Here is a 26,009-nt window from a genome sequence, read left to right as displayed (position 1 = left end):
CGTGTCGCCGTCTCGATCGGGGGCTGTCAGTCTGACACCATAGCTCGCGTCCGGTCGATCCTCGAGTTGCCGTCGGGGACGGGCGGGACGTGCCAGCCGTGGAAGCGCAGTGCCTCGGTGAGCCGGCCGGTGTCCTCCGGGCGCACGGAGACCTCGACCACCCCGACCGGCAGGCCGGCCGAGTGCTCCAGGCGGATGTCCTCGATGTTGACGTCCGCGAGCCCCGCCGCGTTGAAGAGCCTCGCCAGCTCTCCCGGCCGATCCTGCAGCACCACCTGGATCACCGTGTAGTCACGCGCCGGGCCGCCGTGCTTGTCGGGGATCCGGCCGTGGCCGTCCACGCCGCGCCGCAGCAGATCCGTCACATCGTCGAGATCGCCGGACCGCAGCGCCGAGGCCGCCGCGGCGAGATCGGCCGCGATCCGCTCCAGCACCCCGGCCACCGGCAGGGCGTTCGCGGCGAGAATCATCCGCCACAGCAGGGGGTCCCCTGCGGCGATCCGCGTCACGTCGCGCAGCCCCTGCCCCGCCAGGGCCAGCGCGACGTCGTCGCCGTCCCTCAGCCGCGCCGCCACCGCGGACGCGGCCACGTGCGGGGCGTGCGACACCAGCGCCACCGCCGTGTCGTGCTCGCCCGCACTCACGGTGTAGGGCTCCGCCCCGCACATCGAGACCAGCTCCCTGGCCAGCCGCACGGCATCCGCACCCGTCTCAGGGCGGGGGCAGAGCGCCCAGGGACGTCCCAGGAACAGATCGGCACGGGCGGCGGCCGGGCCGGACCGCTCCCGGCCGGCGAGCGGGTGTCCGGGGACATAGGAGGTCAGGTCGCAGCCGAGCCGCTCCGCGTCGGCGATCGGATCGACCTTGACGCTGGTCACATCGGTGTACGCCCGCGCGGCCCGCCGCTGCTGCAGATCGGCCAGCCGCTGCCCCACGCTGGGCGGGGGCACGGCGATCAATGCCAGGTCCACGCGCTGACCGGTCCACTCCTGGCCCGCGCCGAGCGCTCGCGCCAGCCGTACGGCATGTGCGTCGACGTCGGACAGGTAGACCGCCACCCCCTTCTCGCGAAGGGCGAGCGCGGCGGAGGTGCCGATCAGACCGGTGCCGACGATGAGCGTCCTCTCCAGGGTCACGGCTACTTCTTAAGCCCGCGCACCGGGCGGTGTCCATCGGCGGGCCTGGGCACCGCGCCATTTGGACACGCCGGATCGCCGGGCGAGTTCCGTGGCCACCGGCGCCATTGATGAGTAATCCATTCCCTTACTCGGCAGGTCAGAGGTGGCCGCGCTCCTTTCTGCATTCACGCCTGTCAATTGCCAAAGGACAGGCCGCCCGCATGCCCGGCGAAGGCACCCCGCCCACTCCCCTAGATCGCCGAGAAGAACTGACGTACGTTGTACCGGGAGCCGGCCGTCCGGCGGGACCTCACCGTCGGCCTGCTGGTCCATGGGCAGATCAGCATGGCCGCCGCTGCGGCAGCGCGCCCGTGGCCGGCTACCGCGATCACCCTCACCTGGAGACGGTGTCATGAGCGAAACCGTGGGACCGCCGCGGCCCCGCCGGGCTCGCGCCGACGGCGCATGCCAATACACACGGATTGACACGCATGGTGACCGCTCGATTCGGGCGGTCCAGCACCGGATACTCCGCTTCGCGACAGAGGCGCAACCCCGCGCATCGGTCTTATCCGAAACTAGGGGGGTGGATGTCCGGGATAGGGGGTGGTTCGACCTGCACAGCCTCCTTTAACCTTCCGGAGGAAGGCCTAACCGAAAGTCGGAGTGATCGGAATGCTAACGGGAAGCGTTCTGCAATTCGATGAGGTAGACGGCTACGGATTCGCGGCGACAGCGTCCAATTCTTTGCCGCGTGGAGTTGCCGAAGAAAAGAGGATGCGACGCATTCTCTCGACAGAGCACTTGGCCGATCGATTTATGCAGCTCGCGCCGGGAAGTCCAGGCTTGCCCGGGACCAGATGCTGCAGGCGCGACGGGGAATCGTCGAAGGTGCGCGCGGCGCACGCGGCTGGGTTGTTTTTTGAACGCCCCCGGCTCCGATATGACGCTAATCGAATCGGAGGCTAGGTGGACCCGACGGGAGTTGACATAGCCACTCTCCCTGTCGTCGAAATCGAGCTGTCCCGGCTGTCCTCTGTGTACTCACCCCGGACTTCGGGCGAGGATCCAGAGCACGTCGAGACCCTGTTGTCGGCACAAGGGGAGCTTCCGCCCATTCTCGTCCACCGTCCAACGATGCGGGTGATCGACGGCCTGCACCGGTTGAAGGTGGCGCGGGTCAGGGGTGAAACAACAATCTCGGTGAGGCTGATCGACGGCACCGAATCGGACGCCTTCGTCCTGGCCGTCGAGGCGAACGTGCGGCACGGGCTGCCGCTCTCACTGGCCGACCGCAAGCGTGCGGCCGTCCGGATCATCGGGACACATCCGCAGTGGTCTGATCGACGGGTGGCCTCGGCGACCGGCATCTCCGCCGGCACGGTGGCCGACCTGCGCAGGCGCAGAGGACAAGGCGGTGACGAGGCCAGAATCGGGCGGGACGGGCGCATCCGTCCGGTGGACAGCTCAGAGGGGAGGAGACTCGCCGCCGAGCTCATCCGCAGCCATCCGGACCTTTCGCTCCGCCAGGTCGCCAAACAGGTCGGCATCTCCCCGGAGACGGTCCGGGATGTGAGAGGCCGGTTGGAGCACGGTGAGAGCCCGATTCCGGACGGGAGCCGGAGATTAAGGACCAAGCCGGAATTACTGCGTCGGGCAGAACAGGATTTCGGCCACGTCGACGGCCGAGACCGCCAAGCCGTGCTGGAAAGGCTCAAGGCCGATCCCGCATTACGTCTGACCGAAACCGGCCGAATTTTGTTGCGAATGCTATCATTGCACTCCATCGACGGGCAGGAATGGGAAAGGATCTTGCGCGGAGTGCCGCCGCATTGGGGCACCGTTGTCGCGAGATGCGCCAGGGATCATGCCCAGATCTGGGCAGCGTTCGCGGATCGCCTGGAGGGGCGGGCGACCGATCTGGCCGCTGGATGAGCACGAGTGGATGAGCCGGGCGGCCGTATGTAGAGCGACGGGACCAGGACCAGATCAGGCACACGGCAAACCAAGTCGACGAACCGCTTGGGGGACGAGCAAGAGTGCTGTTCGGGCGAGATCGTGAACTGAAGAGTCTGACGAGGTTGCTCGATTCCACCGCGGCCGGCCGCGGTGGAGTGGCCGTCATCACGGGGCCTGTGGTCGGCGGCAAGACCGCCATCCTCCACGAGCTCGGCATGCGATCCATCGCGGCCGGCATCCGGCTGGTCACGGCCCGCTGCACGCCGGCGGAGCAGTCGCTGGACTGGGGGGTCGCCGACCAGATCCTGGGCCGCGGGGCAGCGGAGCGGCTGACCGCGCGCAGGGGCGGTGACGCGGTCGAGGACGTCTGCGTCTCCCTGTTCCAGATGGCCGAGGCGAACCCGATCCTCCTGACGATCGACGACGTGGATCTCGCCGACGATCCGTCCCTGCTGGCCATCCTGTCCATGACGCCCCTGCTGACGGACACCAGGATGATGATCGCCGTCACGATCTGCCAGGACCGGCCGCCGGCCCCTCTCCCCCATGTCGCCGAGTCCTTGCTGCGCCTGCCCGGCATCGAGCTGGTCGAGCTGCCGCTCCTGCCCCGTCCGGCGGTCAGGCAGTTCGCCACCGAGCACCTCGGGGCCGAGACGGCCGACCAGCTCGCCGACGACCTCTACCGCTTCAGCGGCGGCAGCCCGCTGCTGGTCCGGGCGCTGATCGAGGATCAGGAGGCCGGCGCGCCCGGGCTCGTGGTCGGCGACTCCTTCATGAGCGCGGTGGCAGCGTGCGTTCATGGCTGCGAGCCGGAGGCCGTCCGCGTCGCGGAGGCGGTGGCCGTCCTCGGCGAGCACGCCACGCCGGACGCGGTGGGCGAGCTCGTGGGCATCGCCCCTCCTGCCGCGACACGCTCGATGGGGATGCTGGAGCGCGCCGGGCTCCTGGCCGGGGGGCGCTTTCGTCATGAGGCGGGCCGCCTGGCCGTACTCGGGCGCATGACCTCCTACGGCAGGATGGAGATCCTCCGGCGGGCCGCGGAGATCCTCCATCGGCGGGGAGGCCCACCGTCGGCTGTGGCCACGCGCTTGCTGGAGGCGGGCTGGTCGGGTGAGGAGTGGGCTTTCGACGTCCTCGTCGAAGCGGGAAGGCAGGCGTTCGACGAGGGTGATTTCGTCGCTGTCATGAAGTGCTTACGGCTCGCCCTGGCGTCCGGCTGGGGCACGCCTCGCCGGCTGGACGTGAAGGTGATGCTCGCCGCGGCGGAGTGGCGCGTCGACCCGGCAGTGGCGGCACGTCACGTGCCCGATCTGCTCGACGCCACGCGCTCGGGTGCGTTGCGTGGATCTCACGGGATGGAGCTGTTCCGCCAGCTGCTGTGGTACGGCCGGTTCGCCGACGCGGCGGAGCTGATCGATCGGCTGAGGCCGAGCGTCGCCGACAGGGACGCCGACGCGTCCTTGATCGCGATGTGCCACGTCCACCCGGTGCTTCTCGACAGATTGCCCCGGTCCGCCCGCGGCTCGATGGGCCAGACAGTCGAGGACGCGCGCCGGATCCTGCGTCAGGCGGAGCCGACGGATGAGGCGATGGACAGCATCATCTCGGCTCTGATGGCACTGCTGCTGGGCGGAGTGTCGGAGGTGGCGGCCTCCTGCGAGACGCTCCTCAAGGAGCCCGGGGTGACGAAGGCGCCCACCTGGAAGGCGATCATCTCCGCCATCCGGGCGGAGACGGCGTGGCGCAAGGGCGACCTGGCGGGGGCCGAGGCCCATGCGCAGGAGGCGCTGACCATACTGCAGCCCAGCGGCTGGGGCGTCGCGATCGGCGCGCCACTCAGCACCCTGCTCCATGCCCAGACCGCGATGGGCCACCTCGACGAGGCGAAGGCGACCGTGGCGGTGCCGATGCCCCGCGAGACGGCGGAGACCGCCTTCGGGATCGGCTACGAGCTCGCGAGGGCGCACTACCACCTGGTCACGGAGCAGCCTCGCGCCGCCTTCGCCGGCTTCCTGGCATGCGGGCAGGCGGTCCAGCGCTGGGGCAGCAGCCTGTCCGACGTGGTCCCCTGGCGCCTCGGCGCGGCGCGAGCGTGCCTGCAACTGGGCTGGCGTCGCAGGGCGGCCGATCTGGTCACGGCCCAGATCGCCCACACCTCCTCCGGTGACCTGCGGACGTACGGGGTCGCCCTCCGCCTGCACGCGCAGCTGAGCAAGCCCGCACAGCGCCAGCGGTTGCTGATGCAGTCCGTGGACGCGCTGGAGGCCGCCCAGGATCGCTACCAGCTGGCCCTTTCCCTCTGCGACCTCGCCGGGACCCCACAGCTCAAGGGCGGCAAGGACGAGGCCCGGGCCTACTGGGTGCGGGCGCAGGAGCTGGCCCGCGAGTGCAACGCGAAGCCCTTGATGAGGAGGCTCGCCGCACAGCACGATCATGGTGAGACCGCACCGTTGAGCGGCGCCGAACGGCGGGTCGCCGTGCTCGCCGCCCGTGGGCACACCAATCGTGAGATCGCCGAGGCGCTCTACATCACGCGCAGCACGGTCGAGCAGCATCTCACCAGGATCTATCGGAAACTCCACGTACAGACTCGGGGTGACCTGGGCAACCTCTTCGCCGCGGACATCGCCGATAAGGCGACGGCCACAGCCGGCCGCGAGCCGCGTGAGGCAGTGCGGCTGTAGAGCGAAGAGTTCGACAAGCCGAATTCGCCGGCCTCGGGCAGGATATCCATCGGGGTTGATTAACCCGAGAATACGCCAGGGCAGGCTTTTTATGAAGCCTGATCCGCCGACCGTCCACGCCGGCCTGAAAAGGCCTCGGGAATGTACCGGAATCTGCTGTGAGCGCGGCCTGCGAGCGCGTCCAATGGACACGGTGCGAACCTCCCCGCCCGGCCGTAGCGTCGGAATATGGAATCGCTTCCGCCTCTCGCCGTTGATTACGTCGAAATGTACGTAGCGGATCTGAAGGTCGCCACTCTCCCTTGGACCGACGAATACCGCTTCGCCGTCGTGGGCACGGCGAACGCCAGCGACCATCGCAGCGTCGCGCTCCGGCAGGGCCGCATCACCCTCGTCCTCACCCAGGCCACGTCCGACGGCCATCCGGCTTCGGCCTATGTGCGGACGCACGGCGACGGGGTCGCCGACATCGCCCTGCGGACCCCCGACGTCGACGTCGTCTTCACCCATGCCGTGGCCGCCGGCGCCCGGCCCGTACGGTCCCCGTCCCGGCACCCCGGCCCCGGGCCGGCCTGCTCCGCCGCGATCGGCGGCTTCGGCGACGTGGTCCACACCCTCGTCCAGCGGGACCCCGGCGACGACCCCGGCCTGCCGGTCGGCTTCTCCGAGGCTCCGTCCGCCGCCGAGTCCGGTGCGGACGCGGCGGAGCTGCTCGACATCGACCACTTCGCCGTGTGCCTGCCCACGGGTGACCTCGACATCATCACCGACTTCTACGTCGCCACCCTCGGCTTCAGCGAGACCTTCAAGGAACGCATCGAGGTCGGCACCCAGGCCATGGAGTCCAAGGTGGTGCAGAGCGCCTCCGGCGCCGTCACGCTGACACTCATCGAACCCGACCCGATGGCCGAGGCCGGCCAGATCGACATGTTCCTCGAACGGCACGCCGGTGCCGGGGTGCAGCACGTCGCCTTCTCCTCCTCGGACGCCGTGCACGCCGTGAACACCCTGTCCGAGCGGGGCGTCCGCTTCCTCAGCACGCCGGGCAGCTACTACGACCTGCTCGAATCACGGATCCAGATCCGGGGTCACACGGTGGACCAGTTGCGCGCGACGGGACTGCTCGCTGACGAGGATCACGGCGGACAGCTCTTCCAGATCTTCACGGCGTCCACCCATCCGCGCGAGACCCTCTTCTTCGAGGTCATCGAGCGGCAGGGAGCCCGCACCTTCGGAGGCGCCAACATCAAGGCCCTCTACGAGGCCGTCGAGGTGGCGAGGTCCCAGCAGCGTGCATGAGCGTCCCAGCAGCGTGCGGGAGCGTCCCGGCAGCGGGCCCGAGCGTCCCGGCAGCGGGCCCGAGCGTCCCGGCAGCGGGCCCGAGCGTCCCGGCAGCGGGCCCGAGCGTCCTGACAGCGTGCACGAAAGTCCCGTCTGCCTCGCCGAGTACGAGGAGATCGCCGCCAAGGTCCTCCCCGCCGACGTCCGGGACTTCATCGACGGCGGGAGCGGCCGCGAGCAGACCCTCCGTGCGAATCGGGCCGCCTTCGACCGGGTGTTCCTGGTGCCGCGGGTGCTCCAGGACGTGTCGGCGTGCTCCACCCGTGCGACGCTGCTGGGCCACCCCGCGACGATGCCGGTGGCGGTGGCCCCCGTCGCCTACCACCGGCTCGTGCATCCCGACGGTGAGCTGGCGACGGCCCGGGCGGCGCGGGACGCCGGGGTCCCGTTCACCGTCAGCACCTTGAGCAGCGTCCCGGTGGAGGACGTCACCGCCCTGGGGGGACACGTCTGGTTCCAGCTCTACTGCCTTCGCGAGCACGCCGCCACCCTCGGCCTGATCCGCCGGGCCGAGGACGCGGGGTGCCGGGCGTTGATGCTCACGCTCGATGTGCCGTGGATGGGCCGCAGGCCACGTGACATCCGCAACCGGTTCCGCCTGCCCCCGCACGTGCGGCCCGTGCACCTGACGGCGAACTCCGGGACCGAGGCTCATCGGGGTGCCTCCGGCGGCTCCGCGCTGGCGGCGCACACGGCCATGGAGCTCTCCGCCGCGGTGGACTGGTCGTACCTCGAGACCCTCCGGGCCGCCAGCGGGCTCCCGCTGGTGGTCAAGGGCATTCTGCACCCCGAGGACGCCCGCCGCGCCGCGGACCTCGGCATCGACGGCATCGTGGTCTCCAACCACGGCGGACGTCAGCTCGACGGCGCCGTGGCCAGTCTCGACGCGCTGCCGGGGGTGGCGGAGAGCGTCGGGGGCCGCTGCGAGATCATGCTCGATGGTGGCGTCCGGTCGGGAGCCGACGTCCTCAAGGCGCTGGCGCTCGGGGCGTCGGGTGTGCTCGTCGGACGCCCCGTGATCTGGGGTCTGGCCGCGGACGGCGAACGGGGGGTCCGTACGGTGCTCGGCCTCCTGGGTGCCGAGATCGAGGACGGGCTCGGCCTGGCAGGCTGCGGCGACGTCGCCGCAGCCCAGGCACTCAGGACGACCCGCCCCGGCGCGGGGTTCGTCTCCTGACCGTCAGCCCGCTCGCGAGCCGCAGCAGGCCCAGCCCCCTCACATGCCGGCGATCAGTCTGTCGACCCTCTCATCGACCGAGCGGAACGGATCCTTGCACAACACCGTGCGCTGAGCCTGGTCGTTGAGCTTGAGATGCACCCAGTCGACCGTGAAGTCGCGCCGCTTCTCCTGGGCCTTGCGGATGAACTCGCCGCGCAGCCGCGCCCGCGTGGTCTGCGGCGGCACCGACTTGGCCTCGAAGATCTTCACATCGGACGCGACCCGCTCCACCAGGCCCTTGCGCTGCAACAGGTAGAACAGCCCCCGCCGGCGATGCACGTCGTGGTAGGCCAGGTCGAGCTGGGCCACCCGCGACGAGGACAACGGCAGGTCGTACTTGCTGCGATAACGCTCGATCATCTGGTACTTCGTCACCCAGTCGATCTCCCGGGACACCAGGTCGAGATCTCCCGTCTCGACCGCGCGCAGCGTGCGTTCCCACAGCTCCAGCACCCGGAGCGCCGTGGCGTCGCCGCCGCGGCGATCGACGAAGTCCGCGGCCTTGGACAGGTACTCCTGCTGGATCTCCAGCGCGGACGCCTCCCGCCCGTTGGCCAGCCGGACCTTGCGGCGGCCCGTCATGTCGTGGGAGACCTCGCGGATGGCCCTGATCGGGTTCTCCAGCGACAGGTCGCGCATCACGACGCCGGCCTCGATCATGCGCAGCACCAGGTCAGTGGCGCCGATCTTGAGCAGCGTGGTGGTCTCGCTCATGTTGGAGTCGCCGACGATCACGTGCAGCCGGCGGAAGCGCTCCGCGTCGCCGTGCGGCTCGTCGCGGGTGTTGATGATGGGACGGCTGCGCGTGGTGGCGCTGGAGACGCCCTCCCAGATGTGCTCGGCCCGCTGGGACAGGCAGTAGACGGCGCCACGCGGCGTCTGCAGGACCTTCCCTGCCCCGCACACGACCTGCCTGGTCACCAGGAACGGGATCAGCACGTCGGCCAGCCGGCCGAACTCGCCGTGCCGGCCCACACAGTAGTTCTCGTGGCAGCCGTAGGAGTTGCCTGCCGAGTCGGTGTTGTTCTTGAACAGGTAGATGTCCCCGGCGATGCCCTCCTCGCGCAGCCGCCTCTCGGCGTCCACGGCCAGCCCTTCCACGATGCGTTCGCCGGCCTTGTCGTGCGTCACCAGCTCCACGACGTTGTCGCACTCGGGAGTGGCGTACTCCGGGTGACTGCCCACGTCCAGGTACAGGCGCGCGCCGTTGCCGAGGAAGACGTTGCTGGATCTGCCCCAGGACACCACCTTCCGGAAGAGGTAGCGTGCCACTTCGTCGGGAGAGAGCCTGCGCTGCCCTTTGAACGTGCAGGTGATCCCGTACTCGTTCTCCAGGCCAAAGATGCGACGGTCCATCGCCACCTCATTCCCCTTCCTGTCCGTTATACGTGCTGAGAGGGATCGCGGCCACTTCCCGCCGGGGGACGGCCTCGTAAAACGTCGGCCGTAGAGGCATAGATCGGCGCATCCCCCGCGTCCTTGCCCCTGTGAACATCGCGAGGAGGACGGGTGGATCCAGGATTCGAGGCGGCCTTCCGGGACTTCGTCGTCGGCCGGTCGGGGGCGTTGTTCCGCACGGCGTACCTGCTGACCGGTGAGCGGCACGCCGCCGAGGACCTGGTGCAGTCGGCCCTGGCCAAGACGGCCGCGAAGTGGCGCGGTCTGCGCGATCCCGCCGCCATCGAGGGGTACGTGCGCCGGGTCATGTACCACGAGCAGGTGAGCTGGTGGCGGCGGCGGTCACGGGTCGCGGAGGTGTCCACCGGGTGGCTGCCCGACCAGGCCCGTGACGGGCACGCCGACGGCGCGGACCTGCGGGTGATGATGCGCGCGGCCCTCGGCCGGCTCACGCCCAGGCAGCGGACCATTCTGGTGCTGCGCTACTTCGAGGACCTGTCGGAGACCGAGATCGCGCGGGTGCTCGGCATCAGGGTGGGATCGGTACGCAGCCAGATCCACCGCTCGCTGGAACGCCTGAAGCAGACGGCGCCTGAACTGACCATCATGAGGGAGTTCGGATGAACATCGAGGACCTGCTGCGCGAGACCCTCTCCGAGATGGCCGACGAGGAGCGGCCACCGGCGCCGAGCCGGTTCCTCCAGGGCCGGTCCCTCCAGGCACGCGAGCACCGGCCCAGGCGTCGCGGCCTCGCCCTGATGGCGGCGGCCGGGGTGGTCGCGCTGGCCGTCGGAGCCACGTTCGTGGTGCGAGGGTTGTCGCCGGGCACCTCCGGTGAGGCCGCCGGGCAGCCGGACGCCGTCGCGAGCGTGGTGCCCGAGCAGCGGCCGGCCATCACCGTGATCGTGCCACCGGGGATGCGGCTCGCGCAGCTCCTCAAGAGGTTGTCGTCCGTGACCGGCAGGCCGGTGGCGGAGTTCGAGCGAGCCGCCAGGGACGGCGCGGCACTCGGCCTGCCGCCGTACGCGAAGGGGAGGCTCGAAGGGTTCGCCGCCCCCGGCAGCTACGAGATCTCCCCCGCCATGAGCCCCGGCGAGATCCTCGGGGCGATGGTGACCGGTTTCGGGCGCCTCGCCGAGGAGACCGGCCTGGTGGCGGGCGCCGGCCGGGCGGGCAGGACGCCGCTGGAGATCCTCACCATCGCCAGCATCGTCCAGGCCGAGTCCTTCCGGCCGGAGGACATGCCGAAGATCGCCAGGGTCCTGCACAACCGGCTGGATCGGAAGATGCGGCTGCAGGTGGACAGCACGGTCCTGTACGGCCTGGGCAAGTACGGCTCCGCCGCGACCCCCGAGGACGTCAGGAGCCCGTCGCCCTACAACACCTACCGGCGTCCCGGGCTGCCGCCCGGCCCCATCGGCAGCCCGGGGGCCGACGCCGTCCGCGCGGCGCTGGAGCCGGCCGCCGGTCGCTGGCTCTACTACGTGGCGACCGACCCGAGGACGGGCGCCATGAAGTTCGCCACCACCCAGACGGAGTACGCCGCACTGGTCGAGGAGCGCGACAGGAACCAGTGACGGGCGCCCAAGGGGGGGACCGGCCAGACCTAGGCACGGGACAGGCCAGACAACGTCCGCCGCAGCCCCGCGCGCCGGTGTTGCACCAGGTGAGCGCCCCGGAAATACCGGGAGCACCGATCCGACCCTCCTCGGAGGCCACCGTGCAAGCACACCTGGAGCCCGGCACCTGCTGGATCCTGCCGCCCGAGTCCCGCTCCGTGGCCCGGGCACGCAGGCTCACCCGGGCCACGCTGACCGCGTCGGGCGCGCAGCCGTCCAGCATCGACGACGCCCTGCTCGTCGTCAGCGAGCTCGTCACCAACGCCCTGGCCCACGCCGCACCGCCCGTCGCGTTCCGCCTGGTCCCGACGCCGGAGGGCGTGCGTGGTGAGGTCATCGATCACGGCCGTCCCACGTCGCTGGCGCCGGGCAGAGCCGGTCACGCGGCCACCGGTGGCCGCGGCCTGCGGCTGGTCGAGGAGCTGACCGACCGGTGGGGTGTCGATCTCGCCCCCGGCCGGGGCCGCAAGACGGTGTGGTTCGAGATCACCACCGGCAGCCGCGCCCTGTGACGGCCCTCAGCGGCCTCACCTGCGCAGATGCGATACTGACGGTATGAGCCGGCAGGACGAGCTGCGCGAGTTCCTGCGGTCGCGGCGGTCCCGGGTGGCCCCACGCGACGTGGGCCTGCCCGCGCGGGCCGGCGGCCGCCGGGTGCGCGGGCTGCGCCGCGAGGAGCTGGCCCTGGCGGCCGGGGTCAGCGCCGACTACTACACCCGGATGGAGCAGGGCCGGGCCGGCAACGTGTCCGACCAGGTGCTGGAGGCGGTCGCGGGCGTCCTGCGGCTCACCGCCGAGGAGCAGCGCCACCTGCGCGAGCTGATCGGCGACCGGCATCACGCGCGCCCGCGCCCACCGGCACGCCCGCGCGCCGCGCTGCGCATGATGCTCGACATGCTCGGCCCGGCCCCCGCGCTGCTGATGACCGGGGTCCTGGACATCCTGGCGCTCAACCGCATGGGGGCGGCCCTCCTGACCGACTTCGAGGCCATGCCGCGTCCCGAGCGCAACGAGATCCGCTGGATCTTCCTCGACCCGCGGGCCCGCGACGTCTTCCCCGACTGGGAGGAGGTCGCCGTGGAGGCCGCCGCCTGGCTGCGGGGCGCGCTGGGCCGGTCCGGCGACGACCCGCGCCCCCAGCAGCTGGTCGACGAGCTGAGCGCGCGTTCCGCCGACTTCGCCCGTCACTGGGCCGATCACCGAGTGACCTACTGCACGTACGGGACGAAGCGGCTGCGCCATCCGGAGGTGGGGGTCATGACGCTCAACTGGGAGTCGTTCGCGCCCACCGCCGATCCAGACCTGTATCTCGTCGTCTACACCGCGCCGACCGGCTCCCCGTCCGAGGAGAGGCTCGCGGCGCTGGCGGGCGGGCAGGTGAGCTGAACGGCCACGGCGCTCAGGCTTCGACGGGCAGCTCGCCGATCCGCTGGCCGAGAACCGGCTGCGGTTCACCGCCTCGGGCCTGCTCGCCGCCACCGGCCTGGACGACATCGCCGCCGAGGCCGAGCTGACCCGGGCCATGCTGTACCGGCACTTCGACTCCAAGGCCGACCTGTACCGGGCCGTGCTCGACCGCGCCTGCGTCCGGCTGGCCGAGGCCACCGGCGCCGACGACTTCGGCGAGGACGCCATTCCCGCCCTGCTCCGCGCCGCCTCCCGCGAGGTCGGCCGCCGCAACCTGGCGCGCGTCATCCCGGAGGGGCCGTGGCTCGGCTGGGCCGCCAACCTGATCCCCGGCTTCACCCTGGAGGCCGTCATCGCCTGGCTGAACGCCGGCCAGCCCGATCCCGACCAGGCCGCGGAGCGGATCAGCCAGGCCGTGCACGGCGTCATGGCCGCCGCCCATCCTCCCGCGTGACCGCCGCACAGAAGTTTTTTCGCGCGACCGGGAATGACCGGATAACTTCTAACGGTTGCGAGTCGATATAACCGTTAGAAACCGACGGACTCACCGCGCTAGGAGCACCCCGACATGACTCGCCACACCACGGTTCAGATCCAGGGCCTGCCCGTCTTCTACCGGGAGGCGGGAGACCCGGCCAACCCCACGCTGGTGCTGCTGCACGGCTTCCCCAGCAGCTCCGCCATGTTCCGGAACCTGATCGCCGACCTGGCCGACTCCTACCATCTGATCGCCCCCGACCACGTCGGCTTCGGCCAGTCGGCCGCGCCGTCGGTGGAGGAGTTCCCCTACAGCTTCGACAAGCTCACCGAGATCACCCTCGAACTGCTCGACACGCTGAACATCGACCGGTTCGCCCTCTACATCCACGACTACGGCGCCCCCATCGGGCTGCGCATCGCCAGTCGCCACCCCGAGCGGGTGAGCGCGATCATCACCCAGAGCGGCAACGCCTATCTGGACGGCTTCACACCGTTCTGGGAGGTGCTGTTCGCCCACGCCAAGGACCGCGCCACCCACGAGCCGGCGGTACGCGAGCTGCTGACCGCCGACGCCACCCGGTGGCAGTACACCCACGGTGTGCCCGCAGACCTGCTGGAGCGCGTCAGCCCGGACTCGTGGGTGCTCGACCAGGCCTACCTGGACCGGCCCGGCAACAAGGAGGTCCAGCTCCAGCTCTTCTGGGACTACCAGTTCAACCTCGACGGCTACCCGGCCTTCCAGGAGTACTTCCGCACGCACCGCCCGCCCGTGCTGGTCGCCTGGGGTGCCAACGACGAGATCTTCGGGGCCGCGGGCGCCGAGGCGTACGCCCGCGACCTGCCCGACGCCGAGATCCATCTCCTCGACGCCGGGCACTTCGCGCTGGAGACGCACGGCCGCGAGATCGCCGGGCTGATCCGCGACTTCCTCCGCCGCAGGCTCCCCTGACCCCATCCGGCCGGCGCCTCGGCCTGTCGGCGCCTCAGCCTGTCGGCGCGAGCGGGACCTGGTGATCGACGGGCCGACGGAGCTGGCGTTCCCGCTGCACACCCGCGTGGTGGCGGGGCACTTCGGATAGCGGCCACGCCGAACCAACCCGGCCCCTTTCTCGACTAACGGCATGGGGACCGTAGGAAGAGACGGGGGTCGGGACATGGGTGGTTCGGCCGAGCTGCTCCCGGGCGATCCGGCGCGCCTGGGCGACTACTGGCTGGCGGGGCGGCTGGGGTCGGGCGGGCAGGGAGTGGTCTACGAGGCGTACGACGAGGGCGGGCGGCGCGTCGCGATCAAGATCCTTTACGGGGTCGAGCTGCGGCACGGGCTCGCCAGGGAGCTGGCCGCCGCCGAGCGGGTCGCCCCGTTCTGCATCGCGCAGGTGCTCGGGCACGATCTTCAGGCGCCCAGGCCGTACCTCGTCAGCGAGTACGTCGAAGGGCCGAGCCTGCGTGCGTTCGTCGCGGAGCGTGGCCCGCTGGACGGCGCCGACCTGCACCGGCTCGCCGCCGGCGGCGCCACCGCGCTCACCGCGATCCACGAGGCGGGGGTCATCCACCGCGACCTGAAGCCGGACAACGTGCTGCTCGGCCCGGACGGGCCACGGGTGATCGACTTCGGCATCGCCAGGACCGCCGAGATGTCGCTCACCTCCACGGGGGTGGTGGCCGGCACGCCCACGTACATGGCGCCCGAGATCCTCAACGGGCAGCGGGCGGGCACGGCGGCCGACGTGTTCGCGTGGGGGGCGATCGTCCTGTTCGCGGCCACCGGCCGCGACCCCTTCCACGCGGAGAACCTCGGCGCGGTGATGTACGGCGTGCTCACCGCGGAACCGGACCTGGGCGACCTCGCCGACCCGCTGCGTTCCCTGGTGGCAGCCGCGCTCAGGAAGGAGCCCGCCGACCGGCCGGCCGCCCGGGAGCTGCTGCTCAAGCTGCTGGGTGCCGTGCCCGATCCGCTGGCGGCGGGGATCGAGCAGGCGTCGGAGGTACGCGCGGGTTCGGACGATCCCGCGCTCGGGACGCGCGCCGAGGAGGTGTACGCGGGCCTGACGCCTGCCGCCCAGGAACTGGTGCCCGAGGTCTTCCTGCGCATGGTCGCCGCCGGCCCCGACACCGAGGACACCGTGCGGCGGGTGTCGCGTGCCGACCTGCCGCCCGGCGCCGGCGACGTGCTGGCGGCGTTCGAGGAGGCGGGGCTGCTGGCGGCCGGCGGCGGGGACTTCGTGATCTCCCGGCCGGCGCTGCTGCGGGCCTGGCCGCGCCTGCGCGACTGGGTGGACGCCGAGCGTCCCGGCCTGGCCGTGCACCGCGAGCTGGCGGTCGCGGCCCGGCGCTGGCAGGAGGGGCAGGGCGACCCCCTCCAGGGCAGGACCTTGGAGTCGGCGCTGCGCTGGGCCGCCACGGGCCGCCGGCACCTGACCCTGAACCCGCAGGAACGTTCGTTCTTAGAGGCCGGCACGGCGGCCGCCCGCCGCCGCGGGCGCGTGCGCCGCCTGGTGACCTCCAGCCTGGCCGTCCTGCTCGTGCTGGCGCTCGTCGCCGGGACGATCGCCGTCCGGCAGAGCCTGGACCTGACCGAGCAGCGGGACGAGGCCGCCGCCCGGGCCGTCGCCGCCCGCGCGGAGACGCTGCGGGCCGAGGACCCGGCGACGGCGATGTTGCTGAGCGCCGCCGCCTGGCACATCTCCCCCGCGCCCGAGGCGCGCACGGCCCTGTTCGGCTCGCTGGCCCAGCCCGCCCTGGACGTGCTGGCGCTCGGATACGGCCGGTTCGGCGCCGACGGGCGTACCTTCCACACGTGGGACGACCGGCAGGTGCACGTGTGGGACCTGACCACCCGCAGGAGGACCGGCACGGTCGCCGTCGAGCTGCCCGGCGAGGACGGCGAGGTGTCCCTGAGCAGGGACGGCCGGCTGGCGGCGCTCGCCGGCAGCGTCGAGGGCGAGGGGGTCCTGCTGTGGGACCTGCAGTCCGGACGGCCCGCCGGGGGCCTCGACACCCGCCTCACGGGCGCCGAGTTCGGCGACGGGAACCGGGTCTACGCGGCGACCACCGTGGGCGAGCGTACCCAGCTCTGGCGGGTGGGCGGGCGCGAGCCCGTCCTGGAGCGCGGCGCGTTCGAGTCGGTGGCGATCAGCCCGGACGACCGTTTCGTGGCCCTGTTCCAGCAGGAGGGGCCCGGCGAGATCTGGGACCTGTCGCACGGCGAGCGGCTGCGCGCGCCCGAGGCGGGGAAGGGCCAGGACGTCATCGCCGTGCGCTTCTCGCCTGACGGCCGCACCCTGGCGATCGTGCGGCCGGCCGAGGTGCTGCTCTGGGACGTGGCGTCGGGCGAGCCCGCCGGCCCGCCGCTGAAGAGGCCGGGCGCCCTGAGCCGGAGCTCCTACGGGCCCGGCCTGGTGGCCTACAGCCCGGACGGCCGCCGCCTGGCCGTCCTCGATCCGGACGGGATCACGCTGTGGAGCACCGACGACCGGCTCGCCCTGACGACCATCCCCCTGGGCCGCCAGGACGTGCACACCCTGAGCTTCGACCGGGACGGCCGGACCCTGCGTTACCTGCGCATGGACGACATCATGGCGGTCGTCTCCCTCGACGTCTCCACCCACACCCGGCCCCCGTCCCTGGGCGGCGACGACACCCTGCCGGCGCGGACGACGATCGCGGGGCACGCCCTCAGCCCGGACGGCCGCCTCGCCGCCCTGTTCGACCGGGACACCGCGACCGTCCAGCTGTGGGACGTGCGCGGACGCCGCCTGCTGGGCCGGCTCGACGGCCTGGGCGAGCCCGCCACCGTCACGGGCGCCTGGATGCTGTTCAGCCCGGACGGCCGCACCCTGGCGATCACCGTCGGCCCCGAGCCCATGCGGACGAGCCTGTGGGACGTGACCGCCCGCCGCCGCCTGCCGGATCTGCACGACCCGGGCCGCGTCATCGAGCACGTCCAGGCGTTCAGCCCGGACGGCAGGACGCTGGCGGTCGCCGTCGGCCAGGACGGCACGGAGCAGTCCCGCGCGTGGGACTTCGCCGGACGCGGCATGACGGGGACCTTCCCGATCCAGGACAGGCGGGTGCTCGCGTTCGTGGCGGACGACCGGGTCCTCACCTCGGGCGCCGAGCTCGTCGAGCTGCCTTCCGGCAAGCGGACGCCCCTGGCGGGGACCGGCCCGTTCTCCGGGAACGTCGTGGCGCTCAGCGCCGACCGCCGGCTCGTCGCCGTCGAGGAGGAGGGGCGGGTCGGCATCTGGGACACCGCCACGGGAGCGCTCCGCGCCCGCGTACGCGACGTCCGCGCCGGGGCTCCCGCCAGCATGGACGGCGGTGGCGCCGCCGCGCTCGCGTTCTCTCCCCGTGGAGACCTGCTGGCCTCGGCCGCGTTCGGCGAGATCCGGCTGTGGGACACCACGACCGGCCAGCAGGTCGGCCCGCCGTTCCCCGGCCCCGCCTTCACCGGGTCGCTGGCCTTCGACGCGGCCGGCACGCTGCACGCGACCAGCGGCGGGCACGATCTGCTGGACTATCCGACCGATCCCGCCAGGGCCGCGCGGGCCGTCTGCGCGAGAGCGGGACGGTCACTGACGGAGGCCGAGTGGCGGCGCTACATCCCGTACGTGCCTTATCGGCGCGAGGTGTGCGCCTAGATTGTTTCCTCTCCGGGCCAGGTCGCCGTATCCGGGTCGATGCCGTGACGGCGGGCGTTGGCGTCGATGAGGTCGCGCAGCCAGGCGGCCAGGCCCGGCTCCATCGCGTCGTAGTACTCCGTGAAGCCGGGATCGGCCGCCTGCCGCCTGCCCAGGCAGACCTGCATCGCGTGGGTGCAGTCGAAGTACACGCCGATGGAGGCCCGGTGCCGCTCCGCCAGGGCGCCGGCCTCGGCGCTGCCGGGCCCGACGCCGGCGCGCTTGGCCGCCGCCAGGTCGTGCTCCAGCGTGGCGATGTCGCCGGCGACGCGCTGCCAGTCGTCCGGGGTCATGCTCGCGGCGCGCTCGGCGTACTGCGTCCACTGGGCCGTGCCGCCCCAGCGGTCGCGAGCCGCCACGACCGAGGACGGGTCCCAGCGCTGCCCGAAGATGGCGACCTGCTCCTCCGGGGAGAGCAGGATGCCGGCGCTCGCGGCCTCGATCATGCGATCGACCGCCTCGACCATCGCCCGCAGGCGGGAGATGCGGTCGAGGAGCTGGGCGCGCTGCTGCCGCAGCGGCACGGCCATGTCGGCCGTCGGGGCGTCGAGCAGCTCGCCGATGTCGTCGAGGGGCAGGCCCAGCTCGCGGTAGATGAGCACCCGGTGCAGGCGTGAGACGTCGGCCGCGGAGTAGAGGCGGTAGCCACCGGTGGTGCGGCCGGACGGGCGGACCAGGCCGACCGAGTCCCAGTGGTGGAGGGTGCGGATGGTGACACCGACGTGCCCGGCCGCGGCCCCGACGGTCAGCCCGCCGGGCTCCTCCACCTCCATCACGTCATCAAGTCTGGCACGTGCGTACACGGTTCCTGCGTCGGGAACGGTGAAACGCTTGCTAGGCGGGCAGGTGGTCCTCCGCCCACTGGGACAGCTCGTGCAGCGCCGGCATCAGCGCCCTGCCGCTCTCGGTCAGCTCGTACGTGACCGCGACCGGCGGCCCCTCGTCCACCGTGCGCGCGATCAGACCGGCCTTGGTCAGCTCCGACAGCCGGTCGGACAACACCGAGTCGCTGACGCCCTCGATCGCCCGCGACAGCTCGCGGAACCCGGCGGGCCCGGCCCGGAGGCTGCCCAGCACGAGGCCGCTCCAGCGCTTGCCGAGCAGGGTGAAGGCGCGTGTCAGCGCGGCGTCACCGCGCTGGCAGTCCGCCACGGCGTGCCTCGGGTCTGCCTTTGCCATGCCTTCCATGCTAGTAGCAGCGTCGCTGCTTTGCTTTTCCTAGCGCCTGGGCCGGGCCGGGAGATCCGCGTGACGCGTTCATGCGTGGCGGCTTGGGAACACTGTCCTCGTGGCCGACCGCGGCCACGAGGACAGCGGACATCATCGGGAGCCCGCCCATGAACCTCGAACACGTACTGGTCAGCCGCGACGCCGACTTCGTCACGATCACGATGAACCGGCCGCGGCGACGCAACGCCCTGTCGCTGGCCCATCTGCGTGAGCTGATCACCGCCTTCGACACCGCCGGCGGCAGCGACGCCTCGGGCATCATCCTGGCCGGCGCGGGCCCGGTGTTCAGCGCCGGTCACGACTTCGCCGACGTGGCCGAGGCCGACGTGGACGCGGTGCGCGCCATGCTGGACACCTGTCTGCACCTCATGCAGCTGATCGAGTCGGTGCCGCAGCCGGTGATCGCCCGGGTGCACGGCCTGGCCACCGCGGCGGGCTGCCAGCTGGTCGCCACCTGCGATCTCGCCGTGGCCGCCGATTCCGCCGGCTTCGCCGCGCCCGGCGGGAAGGGCGGCTGGTTCTGTCACACGCCCATGGTGGCCATCGCCCGCAACATCGGGCGCAAGCGCGCCGCCGAGCTGGCCTACACCGGTGACACCATCACCGCCGCGCAGGCGCTCGAATGGGGGCTGGTCAACCAGGTGGTGCCCGCCGATGAGCTCGACGCCGCCGTTCTGGACCTGCTCGGGCGGGCCACTCGGGGCAGCCGGGCCTCCAAGGCGCTGGGCAAGCGCACGCTGTACGAGCAGTTGTCGCTGCCCGAGGCGGAGGCGTACGAGCTGGCCACCAGGGTGATGGCCGAGTCCTCGCAGTCGGCCGCGGCCCGTGAGGGCATGTCCGCGTTCCTGAGCAAGCGGCAGCCGAAGTGGAGCGACTGACACATCCCCCTCAGAGATGCGGGGCGAGGCGCTCGGCGATCTCGTCGGTCTCGGTGAGGCCGAGCCGAGGCACCTCGCCCGAGCGCGTGCCACCGCCGGGCAGCGTGCCGGTGACGTGGAAGTGCACGTGGGGGACGTGCTGGTGGGCGGGCGCCCCGTTGTTCTGCCAGACGGAGACGCCGCCGGGGTCGTAGGCGGCCGCGATGGCCCGGGCAGCCCGCCGTACGGCGTTCATCAGCGCCTGCTCCTCGGCCGGGGCCACGTCCAAGATGGTCGGGCGGTGCGCGACCGGGATCACCAGCACGTGCCCCGGCCCGCGCTGCCAGCGGGTGACCAGGATGGCGACCTGCTCCCCCCGCTCCAGGACGGTGACCGGGCTCAGCCCGGCGAGGTAGTCGCAGAAGGGGCACCCGTCCGCGGCGGGCATGGAGATCGGCATGTTCCCGATCTTGCCGCAGGGTGGCACTACCGGCATACCCGGACACATGGTGACGGATGGCAAGCTTTGCTCTGTGCAGATCTCTCTCCTCGGCCCGATCGAAGCCGTCTCCGATGACGCCGCCCCGATCGACATCCCGGGCGCGCGCCTGCGGATGTTGCTGGCGGCGCTCGCGCTGGAGGCCGGCCGCCCGGTGTCGGCCGGCTCCCTGGTCAACGGCATCTGGGGCGAGGATCCCCCCGCCGAGGCGGCCGGCGCGCTGCACGGCCTGGTCTCCCGGTTGCGCAGGACGCTGGGCGGGCGGGAGACCGTGGAGCTGGTGGCCGGCGGCTACCGGCTGCCGGTGCGCCGCGAGGACGTGGACGCGCACCGCTTCGAGCAGCTGGCCGAGCAGGCCAGGCGGGAGCTGGCGGCCGACCGGCCGCGTGAGGCCGCCGCGCTGCTGCGCGCCGCCCTGGACCTGTGGCGGGGCGCCGCGCTGGCGGACGTGCTGGAGGCCCCGTTCGCGCGGGACGTCGCGGCCCGGCTGGAGGAGCTGCGCGCGAGCGCGAGCGAGGACTACTTCGACGCGCAGGTACGGCTCGGCCGGGCCACCGAGGTGCTGGTCGACCTGGGAGCCGCGGCCGCCGCCCGCCCGCTCGCCGAGCGCCTGGCCGAGCTGCGCATCCGTGCCCTGTCGGCCGCCGGGCGCCAGTCGGAGGCCCTGGCCGTGTACGAGGAGATCCGCGGCAGGCTGGCCGGCGAGCTGGGCATGGATCCCTCGCCCGAGCTGCGCGCCGTCCACCTCGCCCTGCTGCGCGGGGAGCTGGACAGGCCGGCCGCGCAGCCGCAGGCCGCGCCCAACCGGATCCCGGCCAGGCTGACCAGCTTCGTGGGCCGGGAGCGCGAGCTGGGCGCGCTGGATCAGCTCATGTCCGGGGCACGGCTGGTGACGATCATCGGGCCGGGCGGGGCGGGCAAGACGAGGCTGGCGCTGGAGGCCGCGGACCGCATGGAGGAGCGGGTCTGGTTCGTGCCGCTGGCGGGCGTCGTCCAGCCGGACCAGGTCGCGGACGCGGTGCTCAGCGCCTGCGGCGGCCTGTTCGAGGGCGGGCTCAAGCCGCAGGCTCCCGCGCTGGCGCGGCTGTGCGGGCTGCTCGACGTCGGCCCCGCCGTCCTGGTGCTGGACAACTGCGAGCACCTGGTGGAGGCCGCCGCCCAGCTCACCGAGCAGCTGCTGGTGCGGCTGCCGCAGCTGCGCGTCCTGGCCACGAGCAGGGAGCCGCTGGCGATCATCGGTGAGGCGCTGTGCCACCTCGGCCCGCTCGACCTGCCCGTGGAGAACGCGGACCTGGCCGAGGCCGCGGAGTCGGCCGCCGTGCGGCTGTTCGTCGAGCGGGCCGCCAGTGTGCGCGCCGCGTTCGCGCTCGACGCGGAGACGGTGGAGCCCACGGTGGAGATCTGCCGCCGGCTGGACGGCATGCCGCTGGCGCTCGAACTGGCGGCGGCCAAGCTGCGGGCGATGAGCGTGGCGCAGATCTCCCAGCGGCTGGATGACCGGTTCCGCATGCTCACCTCGGGCAGCAGGACCGCGCTGCCGCGCCAGCGCACGTTGCGCGCCATGGTGGAGTGGAGCTGGGACCTGCTGGAGGAGCCCGAGCGCGTGCTGGCCGGCCGGCTGGCCGCCTTCCCCGGCGGGGCCGACCTGGCCGCGCTGGAGTCGATCTGCTCCGACGCGTCGCTCCCCGTGGGCGACCTGGTGTACGTCGCGAGCACGCTGGTCGAGAAGTCCATGATCCAGCAGGTCGGCGACCGGTACCGGATGCTGGAGACCATCCGCGCCTACGCGGCGGCCGGGTCGGCCACGCCGGTCACCGGCCGGTTCCGCGCGTACTTCCTGGCGCTGGCCGAGCAGAACGAGCCGCTGCTGCGTACCAGGCAGCAGCTGCGCGCCGTCGAGGTCTTCGACGCCGAGCACGACAACCTGGTGGCCGCGCTGCGGGCCGCCATCGAGGCGGGCGACGCGGAAGCGTCGGCCCGGTTCGTCAGGTCCATGTTCTGGTACTGGAGCATGCGCGGCATGTCCACCCAGTTCAACGCCTTCCTGAACGAGGTGCTGGCCTTCGGCGAGGAGCTGCCGGCCGACGCGCGCGCCGCCTTCGAGGTGGTGCGCGCGACGTCCGGCAGGGGGAACGAGCCGGAGGTGCTGGAGAACCTCCGGCGTCCCGGGGTGACGCAGTTCCACACCGCGCTGCCGCTGCTGCGCATGTCCAAGCTCGCCAGCGGGGACGCCCCCGACCTCGAGGCGCTGAACTCGCCCGACCCCTGGGTGCGCGCCGGCGCCAACTGGGCCTACGACTTCCTCCTCACCGAGCAGGGCGACCAGGAGACCGGCGCCCGCCACCGGGACGAGGCGCTGCGCCTGTTCGAGCAGGTCGGCGACCGGTGGGGGCTGATGATGGGCCTGGTACGGCAGAGCCGCGTGCACGGCCTGCGCGCCGAGCACGAGCAGGCGATCGCGTACTGCGAGCGCGCCGTCGCCATCGCCGCCGAGCTGGGCACCGAGGAGCACCTGTTCATCACCAAGTCGCATCTCGCGCAGAACCGGATGCGCGGCGGGGACCTGGAGGGCGCGCTGCAGGACGTGCGCGCCGCGCGCCGCCAGGGCCACGAGCACGGGCACCGGCGGCTGGAGGCCACCATGCTGTTCCCGCTCGCCGAGGTGCACCGCCACGCCGGTGACCTGGAGCGGGCCCATCAGGTCCTGGACGAGCTGGAGACGGTCGTCCACCGGCTGCCCGGCCCGCCCGGGCTGAACGGCGACCTGATCGCCTCCTCCCGGCTGGGCGTGCACATCGCCGAGGGGGCGGCGGAGCAGGCGCGCGAGCTGCTGCCCCGCGCGTTGCGCGGCGTCTTCTCCAACGCCAACGCCAACGCCCTGGCCAGGGGCGCGGAGCTGCTGGCCAGGCTGCGCGGGCTGGAGGGCGACCCCGAGGGGGCCGCGACCGCGCTCGGGATGAGCCACGTGGTCAGGGGCGTCTTCGACGAGGGCGACCCCGACGTGTGCCGGCTGGTGCCCGTCCTCACCGGGGCGCTCGGGCAGGACGGTTACCTGAAGGCGTACCGGCGGGGCGCGGAGCTGCCGCGGCAGGAGGCGATGGACCGCCTCGCGTCCCACGCGGCACCGAGGTAGCGGAAAAACCAGTGCTGAACGGGCGCCGCGCTGGAGTATTCTGCGCCAATGCCGCAGGCGGACATTGACCGGATCGCCGAGGAGACCGGCTTCTCCGGCGTGGTCTGGATCGACCGGGCCGGTGAGGTGGAGTTCGCGAAGGCCTACGGGCTGGCCAACCGCGCCTACCGCGTCCCCAACACCGTGGACACCAGGTTCGCCGTCGCCAGCGGCGGCAAGGGGTTCACCGCGCTGGCCGTGCTGTCACTGGTCCGTGACGGCGTGCTGGAACTGGGCACCACCGCCCGTTCCCTGCTGGGTGCGGACCTGCCGCTGATCGCGGCCGACGTGACCGTCGAGCACCTGCTCACCCACACCTCGGGCATCGGCGACTACCTGGACGAAGAGGTCCACACCGACATCACCGCCTACCTCATCGGCGCGGCGCACGAGCTGACCACCACGGAGTCCTTCCTGCCGCTGCTGGACGGGCATCCCGCCAAGTTCCGCGCCGGTGAGCGGTTCAGCTACTGCAACGGCGGGTTCGTGGTCCTCGCCCTGCTGGCGGAGCGGGCCTCCGGGGTGGGCTACCACGACCTGGTCCGCGAACGGGTGCTGCGCCCGGCGGGCCTGACCAGGACCGGATTCCTGCGCTCCGACGAGCTGCCCGCCGACGCGGCCGTGGGCTACCTGCCCCTCGACGGGGTCGACCGCTCCAACGTCTTCCACCTGCCGGTGCTGGCCACCGGCGATGGCGGCATCCACACCACCGCCGCCGACGTCTCCGCGTTCTGGCGGGCGTTCTTCGCCGGCGACATCGTGGCCGACGTGGCGCAGGTGGTCCGGCCGCGTTGCGACGTGCCCGAGGAGTCGCTGCGCTACGGGCTCGGCTTCTGGCTGCACGAGAGCACCGACGAGGTGATCCTGGCCGGCTACGACGCGGGCGCGTCGTTCAAGTCCACCCACGATCCGCGCACCGGCACCACCCGCACCGTGCTGTCCAACACCTCCCCGGGCGCCTGGCCCCTCGCTCGGGCCCTGGACCGGTGAGCGGCCCTCACACCACCTGAGCCAGGCAGGCCAGGGCGACGGCCACCGCGATCGTGACCACCATCAGCGAGCGCACCATGATGCCTCCCCCCTTTCACAGGCAGTACCGCACGAGCCATTCGTCCTCGTCGTAGGCCCCGCGTGCGGGGTCCGGCGGGGTGGCCGCGTGCTCCTCCGTCAGGTCCTCCAACCGGACCCGCTCCGGCAGCCGGCCGAAGCGGGCCCGCCGCGCGAGCGCGGCGGCGTCGCGTGCCGGCTCCATGTCAGGCGGCCTTGGCGTTGATGGTGACCGGGATGTTGCCGCGGGTCGCCTTGGAGTAGGGGCACAGCTGGTGGGCCGCCGCGCCGAGCTCCTCGGCCGTCGGCTGGTCCACGCCGCCGAGCTCCAGGTTGAGCACCGCGCTGAGGCCGAACTCGCCGTCCTCGCCGTGGTTCAGCGTCGCCTCGACCGTGATGGCGGTGCTCGTCAGCTTGATCTTGCGCTGCGCCGCCGCCCTCCTGACCGCGCCGAGGAAGCAGGCGCCCCAGCCGGCGGCGAAGAGCTGCTCGGGATTGGTGGCGCCGCCCGCACCGCCCAGCTCCTTCGGGATGGCGAGCGTGGTGTCCAGCATGCCGTCGTCGGCCTGGATCCGGCCGCCGTTGCGACCCTCGCCCGTGACGGTGACGACCCCGGTGTAGCTGACAGCCATGGCTATCTCCCTTTCTGAGCGGGTACGCCGGGAAGCACCTCTTGCGTCACCGACTTAACTGGTGACGATGTTGGCATCGCTCGCGTCACCTGTCAAGGTGGTGACGCGACGGGTCAGCGGGACTGCGGGGCACCGGCGCCGCGCAGCAGCGTGTCCACCACCACGTCGGCGGCCTGCGCGGCACTCAGTTCGGGCAGGTCGTCGGCGGCCTGCTCCATCAGCGGCGGCAGGATCGTCGCCACCCAGCCCGGCGGCAGGTCGGAGCGGAGCAGCCCCTCCTCGGTGGCACGCCGCAGAAAGGCGTCCACCTCCTCGATCAGCCGGTTGCGGCGCTCGCGGAGCGTCTCCTCGCGCAACATGCGGCTGGTCTCGACCGGCCACTTGCGGTTGACGGCGACGATCCCCTCGACATAGCGGTGCAACGCGACGGCGACCGGGGCCTCGCGCAACCGGGCGGCGGCGACGGCCTCCTCCACCGCGTCGTAGCGCGCTCCGTAGACGGCGGCCATCAGCTCCTCGCGGGAGGCGAAGCGGCGGTAGACCGTGCGCCGGTCCACTCCCGCCGCCGCGGCGATGGCGGCGATCGTCACCGAGGGGTCATCGGCCAGCATTCGGGCGCCGGTGCTCAGGACACGTTCAAGGTTGCGTGCCGCGTCTGCTCTCACGCC

Annotated in this window: 23 protein-coding genes; 14 read left to right on the top strand and 9 right to left on the bottom strand. The window is 72.2% G+C overall.

Going from position 1 to position 26,009, the window contains the following annotated elements; translation table 11 throughout:
• Positions 1–26 precede the first annotated feature (26 nt).
• Entirely contained in the window at positions 27–1,136 is a 1,110-nt protein-coding gene (locus tag LCN96_RS07805) for a prephenate dehydrogenase (RefSeq protein WP_225271903.1), read from the bottom strand.
• Positions 1,137–2,255: 1,119 nt separating this feature from the next.
• On the opposite strand from LCN96_RS07805, the gene LCN96_RS07800 reads away from it, so the two are divergent.
• The 4 genes from LCN96_RS07800 (at position 2,256) to LCN96_RS07785 (ending at position 8,279) form a co-directional block, all read left to right on the top strand.
• Complete coding sequence (locus tag LCN96_RS07800; RefSeq protein ID WP_449867087.1) at positions 2,256–3,053, top strand: streptomycin biosynthesis protein; 798 nt, start codon at positions 2,256–2,258, stop codon at positions 3,051–3,053.
• Between the two features lie 104 nt (positions 3,054–3,157).
• Positions 3,158–5,761, top strand: a complete 2,604-nt coding sequence (locus LCN96_RS07795; RefSeq protein WP_225271901.1) for a helix-turn-helix transcriptional regulator — start codon at positions 3,158–3,160, stop codon at positions 5,759–5,761.
• 228 nt (positions 5,762–5,989) lie between these two features.
• Positions 5,990–7,060, top strand: a complete 1,071-nt coding sequence (gene hppD / locus LCN96_RS07790; RefSeq protein ID WP_225271900.1) for a 4-hydroxyphenylpyruvate dioxygenase — start codon at positions 5,990–5,992, stop codon at positions 7,058–7,060.
• The gene (locus LCN96_RS07785; RefSeq protein WP_225271899.1) at positions 7,053–8,279 is read left to right on the top strand and encodes an alpha-hydroxy acid oxidase; all 1,227 of its coding nucleotides are present in this window, start codon (positions 7,053–7,055) and stop codon (positions 8,277–8,279) included. The genes hppD and LCN96_RS07785 overlap by 8 nt, the downstream gene beginning before the upstream one ends.
• Before the next feature lie 39 nt (positions 8,280–8,318).
• Here the strand turns inward: LCN96_RS07785 and pafA are convergent, their stop codons facing one another.
• Entirely contained in the window at positions 8,319–9,677 is a 1,359-nt protein-coding gene (gene pafA / locus LCN96_RS07780; protein ID WP_225271898.1) for a Pup--protein ligase, read from the bottom strand.
• 153 nt (positions 9,678–9,830) lie between these two features.
• Between pafA and LCN96_RS07775 the strand changes: the two genes are divergently transcribed.
• From LCN96_RS07775 to LCN96_RS07760, 4 genes are all read left to right on the top strand, one after another.
• Complete coding sequence (locus tag LCN96_RS07775) at positions 9,831–10,343, top strand: SigE family RNA polymerase sigma factor (RefSeq protein WP_225271897.1); 513 nt, start codon at positions 9,831–9,833, stop codon at positions 10,341–10,343.
• Complete coding sequence (gene mltG, locus LCN96_RS07770; protein ID WP_225271896.1) at positions 10,340–11,296, top strand: endolytic transglycosylase MltG; 957 nt, start codon at positions 10,340–10,342, stop codon at positions 11,294–11,296. The genes LCN96_RS07775 and mltG overlap by 4 nt, the downstream gene beginning before the upstream one ends.
• A gap of 143 nt (positions 11,297–11,439) precedes the next feature.
• The gene (locus LCN96_RS07765; RefSeq protein ID WP_225271895.1) at positions 11,440–11,850 is read left to right on the top strand and encodes an ATP-binding protein; all 411 of its coding nucleotides are present in this window, start codon (positions 11,440–11,442) and stop codon (positions 11,848–11,850) included.
• Positions 11,851–11,893: 43 nt separating this feature from the next.
• Positions 11,894–12,724: a helix-turn-helix transcriptional regulator gene (locus tag LCN96_RS07760; protein WP_225271894.1), complete on the top strand. Its 831-nt coding sequence runs from the start codon at positions 11,894–11,896 to the stop codon at positions 12,722–12,724.
• Between the two features lie 13 nt (positions 12,725–12,737).
• On the opposite strand, the gene LCN96_RS07755 is transcribed toward LCN96_RS07760, so the two are convergent.
• A complete protein-coding gene (locus tag LCN96_RS07755; protein ID WP_225271893.1) occupies positions 12,738–12,875 on the bottom strand; it encodes a hypothetical protein in 138 nt (45 codons plus the stop codon).
• Between LCN96_RS07755 and LCN96_RS07750 the strand changes: the two genes are divergently transcribed.
• From LCN96_RS07750 to LCN96_RS07740, 3 genes are all read left to right on the top strand, one after another.
• Positions 12,822–13,199 carry a TetR/AcrR family transcriptional regulator gene (locus LCN96_RS07750; RefSeq protein ID WP_225275940.1) on the top strand — a complete coding sequence of 126 codons (378 nt, stop codon included), beginning with the start codon at positions 12,822–12,824 and terminating at the stop codon, positions 13,197–13,199. The two genes, LCN96_RS07755 and LCN96_RS07750, sit on opposite strands and share 54 nt — an antisense overlap.
• A 114-nt stretch (positions 13,200–13,313) precedes the next feature.
• A complete protein-coding gene (locus tag LCN96_RS07745; protein ID WP_225271892.1) occupies positions 13,314–14,174 on the top strand; it encodes an alpha/beta fold hydrolase in 861 nt (286 codons plus the stop codon).
• Positions 14,175–14,379: 205 nt separating this feature from the next.
• The gene (locus LCN96_RS07740) at positions 14,380–17,865 is read left to right on the top strand and encodes a WD40 repeat domain-containing serine/threonine protein kinase (RefSeq protein WP_225271891.1); all 3,486 of its coding nucleotides are present in this window, start codon (positions 14,380–14,382) and stop codon (positions 17,863–17,865) included.
• Here LCN96_RS07740 and LCN96_RS07735 read toward each other — a convergent pair.
• Both LCN96_RS07735 and LCN96_RS07730 read right to left on the bottom strand, forming a co-directional pair.
• Positions 17,862–18,677, bottom strand: a complete 816-nt coding sequence (locus tag LCN96_RS07735; RefSeq protein WP_225275939.1) for a MerR family transcriptional regulator — start codon at positions 18,675–18,677, stop codon at positions 17,862–17,864. The two genes, LCN96_RS07740 and LCN96_RS07735, sit on opposite strands and share 4 nt — an antisense overlap.
• A gap of 61 nt (positions 18,678–18,738) precedes the next feature.
• A complete protein-coding gene (locus tag LCN96_RS07730) occupies positions 18,739–19,083 on the bottom strand; it encodes a winged helix-turn-helix transcriptional regulator (RefSeq protein WP_225271890.1) in 345 nt (114 codons plus the stop codon).
• Positions 19,084–19,241: 158 nt separating this feature from the next.
• On the opposite strand from LCN96_RS07730, the gene LCN96_RS07725 reads away from it, so the two are divergent.
• Positions 19,242–20,012, top strand: coding sequence for an enoyl-CoA hydratase-related protein (locus LCN96_RS07725; protein WP_225271889.1), 771 nt, complete (start codon positions 19,242–19,244; stop codon positions 20,010–20,012).
• Between the two features lie 10 nt (positions 20,013–20,022).
• Here LCN96_RS07725 and LCN96_RS07720 read toward each other — a convergent pair whose 3' ends face one another.
• Complete coding sequence (locus LCN96_RS07720; RefSeq protein ID WP_225271888.1) at positions 20,023–20,451, bottom strand: HIT family protein; 429 nt, start codon at positions 20,449–20,451, stop codon at positions 20,023–20,025.
• Positions 20,452–20,524: 73 nt separating this feature from the next.
• On the opposite strand from LCN96_RS07720, the gene LCN96_RS07715 reads away from it, so the two are divergent.
• Both LCN96_RS07715 and LCN96_RS07710 read left to right on the top strand, forming a co-directional pair.
• Positions 20,525–23,623 (top strand): ATP-binding protein, encoded by a 3,099-nt coding sequence (locus LCN96_RS07715; RefSeq protein ID WP_225271887.1) that lies wholly within the window; start codon positions 20,525–20,527, stop codon positions 23,621–23,623.
• Positions 23,624–23,671: 48 nt separating this feature from the next.
• Entirely contained in the window at positions 23,672–24,652 is a 981-nt protein-coding gene (locus LCN96_RS07710) for a serine hydrolase domain-containing protein (protein WP_225271886.1), read from the top strand.
• 94 nt (positions 24,653–24,746) lie between these two features.
• Here the strand turns inward: LCN96_RS07710 and LCN96_RS07705 are convergent, their stop codons facing one another.
• From LCN96_RS07705 to LCN96_RS07695, 3 genes are all read right to left on the bottom strand, one after another.
• Positions 24,747–24,914, bottom strand: coding sequence for a hypothetical protein (locus LCN96_RS07705; RefSeq protein WP_225271885.1), 168 nt, complete (start codon positions 24,912–24,914; stop codon positions 24,747–24,749).
• Between the two features lies 1 nt (position 24,915).
• A complete protein-coding gene (locus LCN96_RS07700) occupies positions 24,916–25,341 on the bottom strand; it encodes an organic hydroperoxide resistance protein (RefSeq protein WP_225271884.1) in 426 nt (141 codons plus the stop codon).
• A 113-nt stretch (positions 25,342–25,454) separates the two neighbouring features.
• Positions 25,455–26,006 (bottom strand): TetR/AcrR family transcriptional regulator, encoded by a 552-nt coding sequence (locus LCN96_RS07695; RefSeq protein WP_225271883.1) that lies wholly within the window; start codon positions 26,004–26,006, stop codon positions 25,455–25,457.
• Positions 26,007–26,009 lie beyond the last annotated feature (3 nt).

This window comes from Nonomuraea gerenzanensis, from assembly GCF_020215645.1.
In the GTDB taxonomy this organism is placed as follows: Bacteria; Actinomycetota; Actinomycetes; order Streptosporangiales; family Streptosporangiaceae; genus Nonomuraea; species Nonomuraea gerenzanensis.
This window is presented reverse-complemented; position numbering and strand designations above follow the sequence as displayed.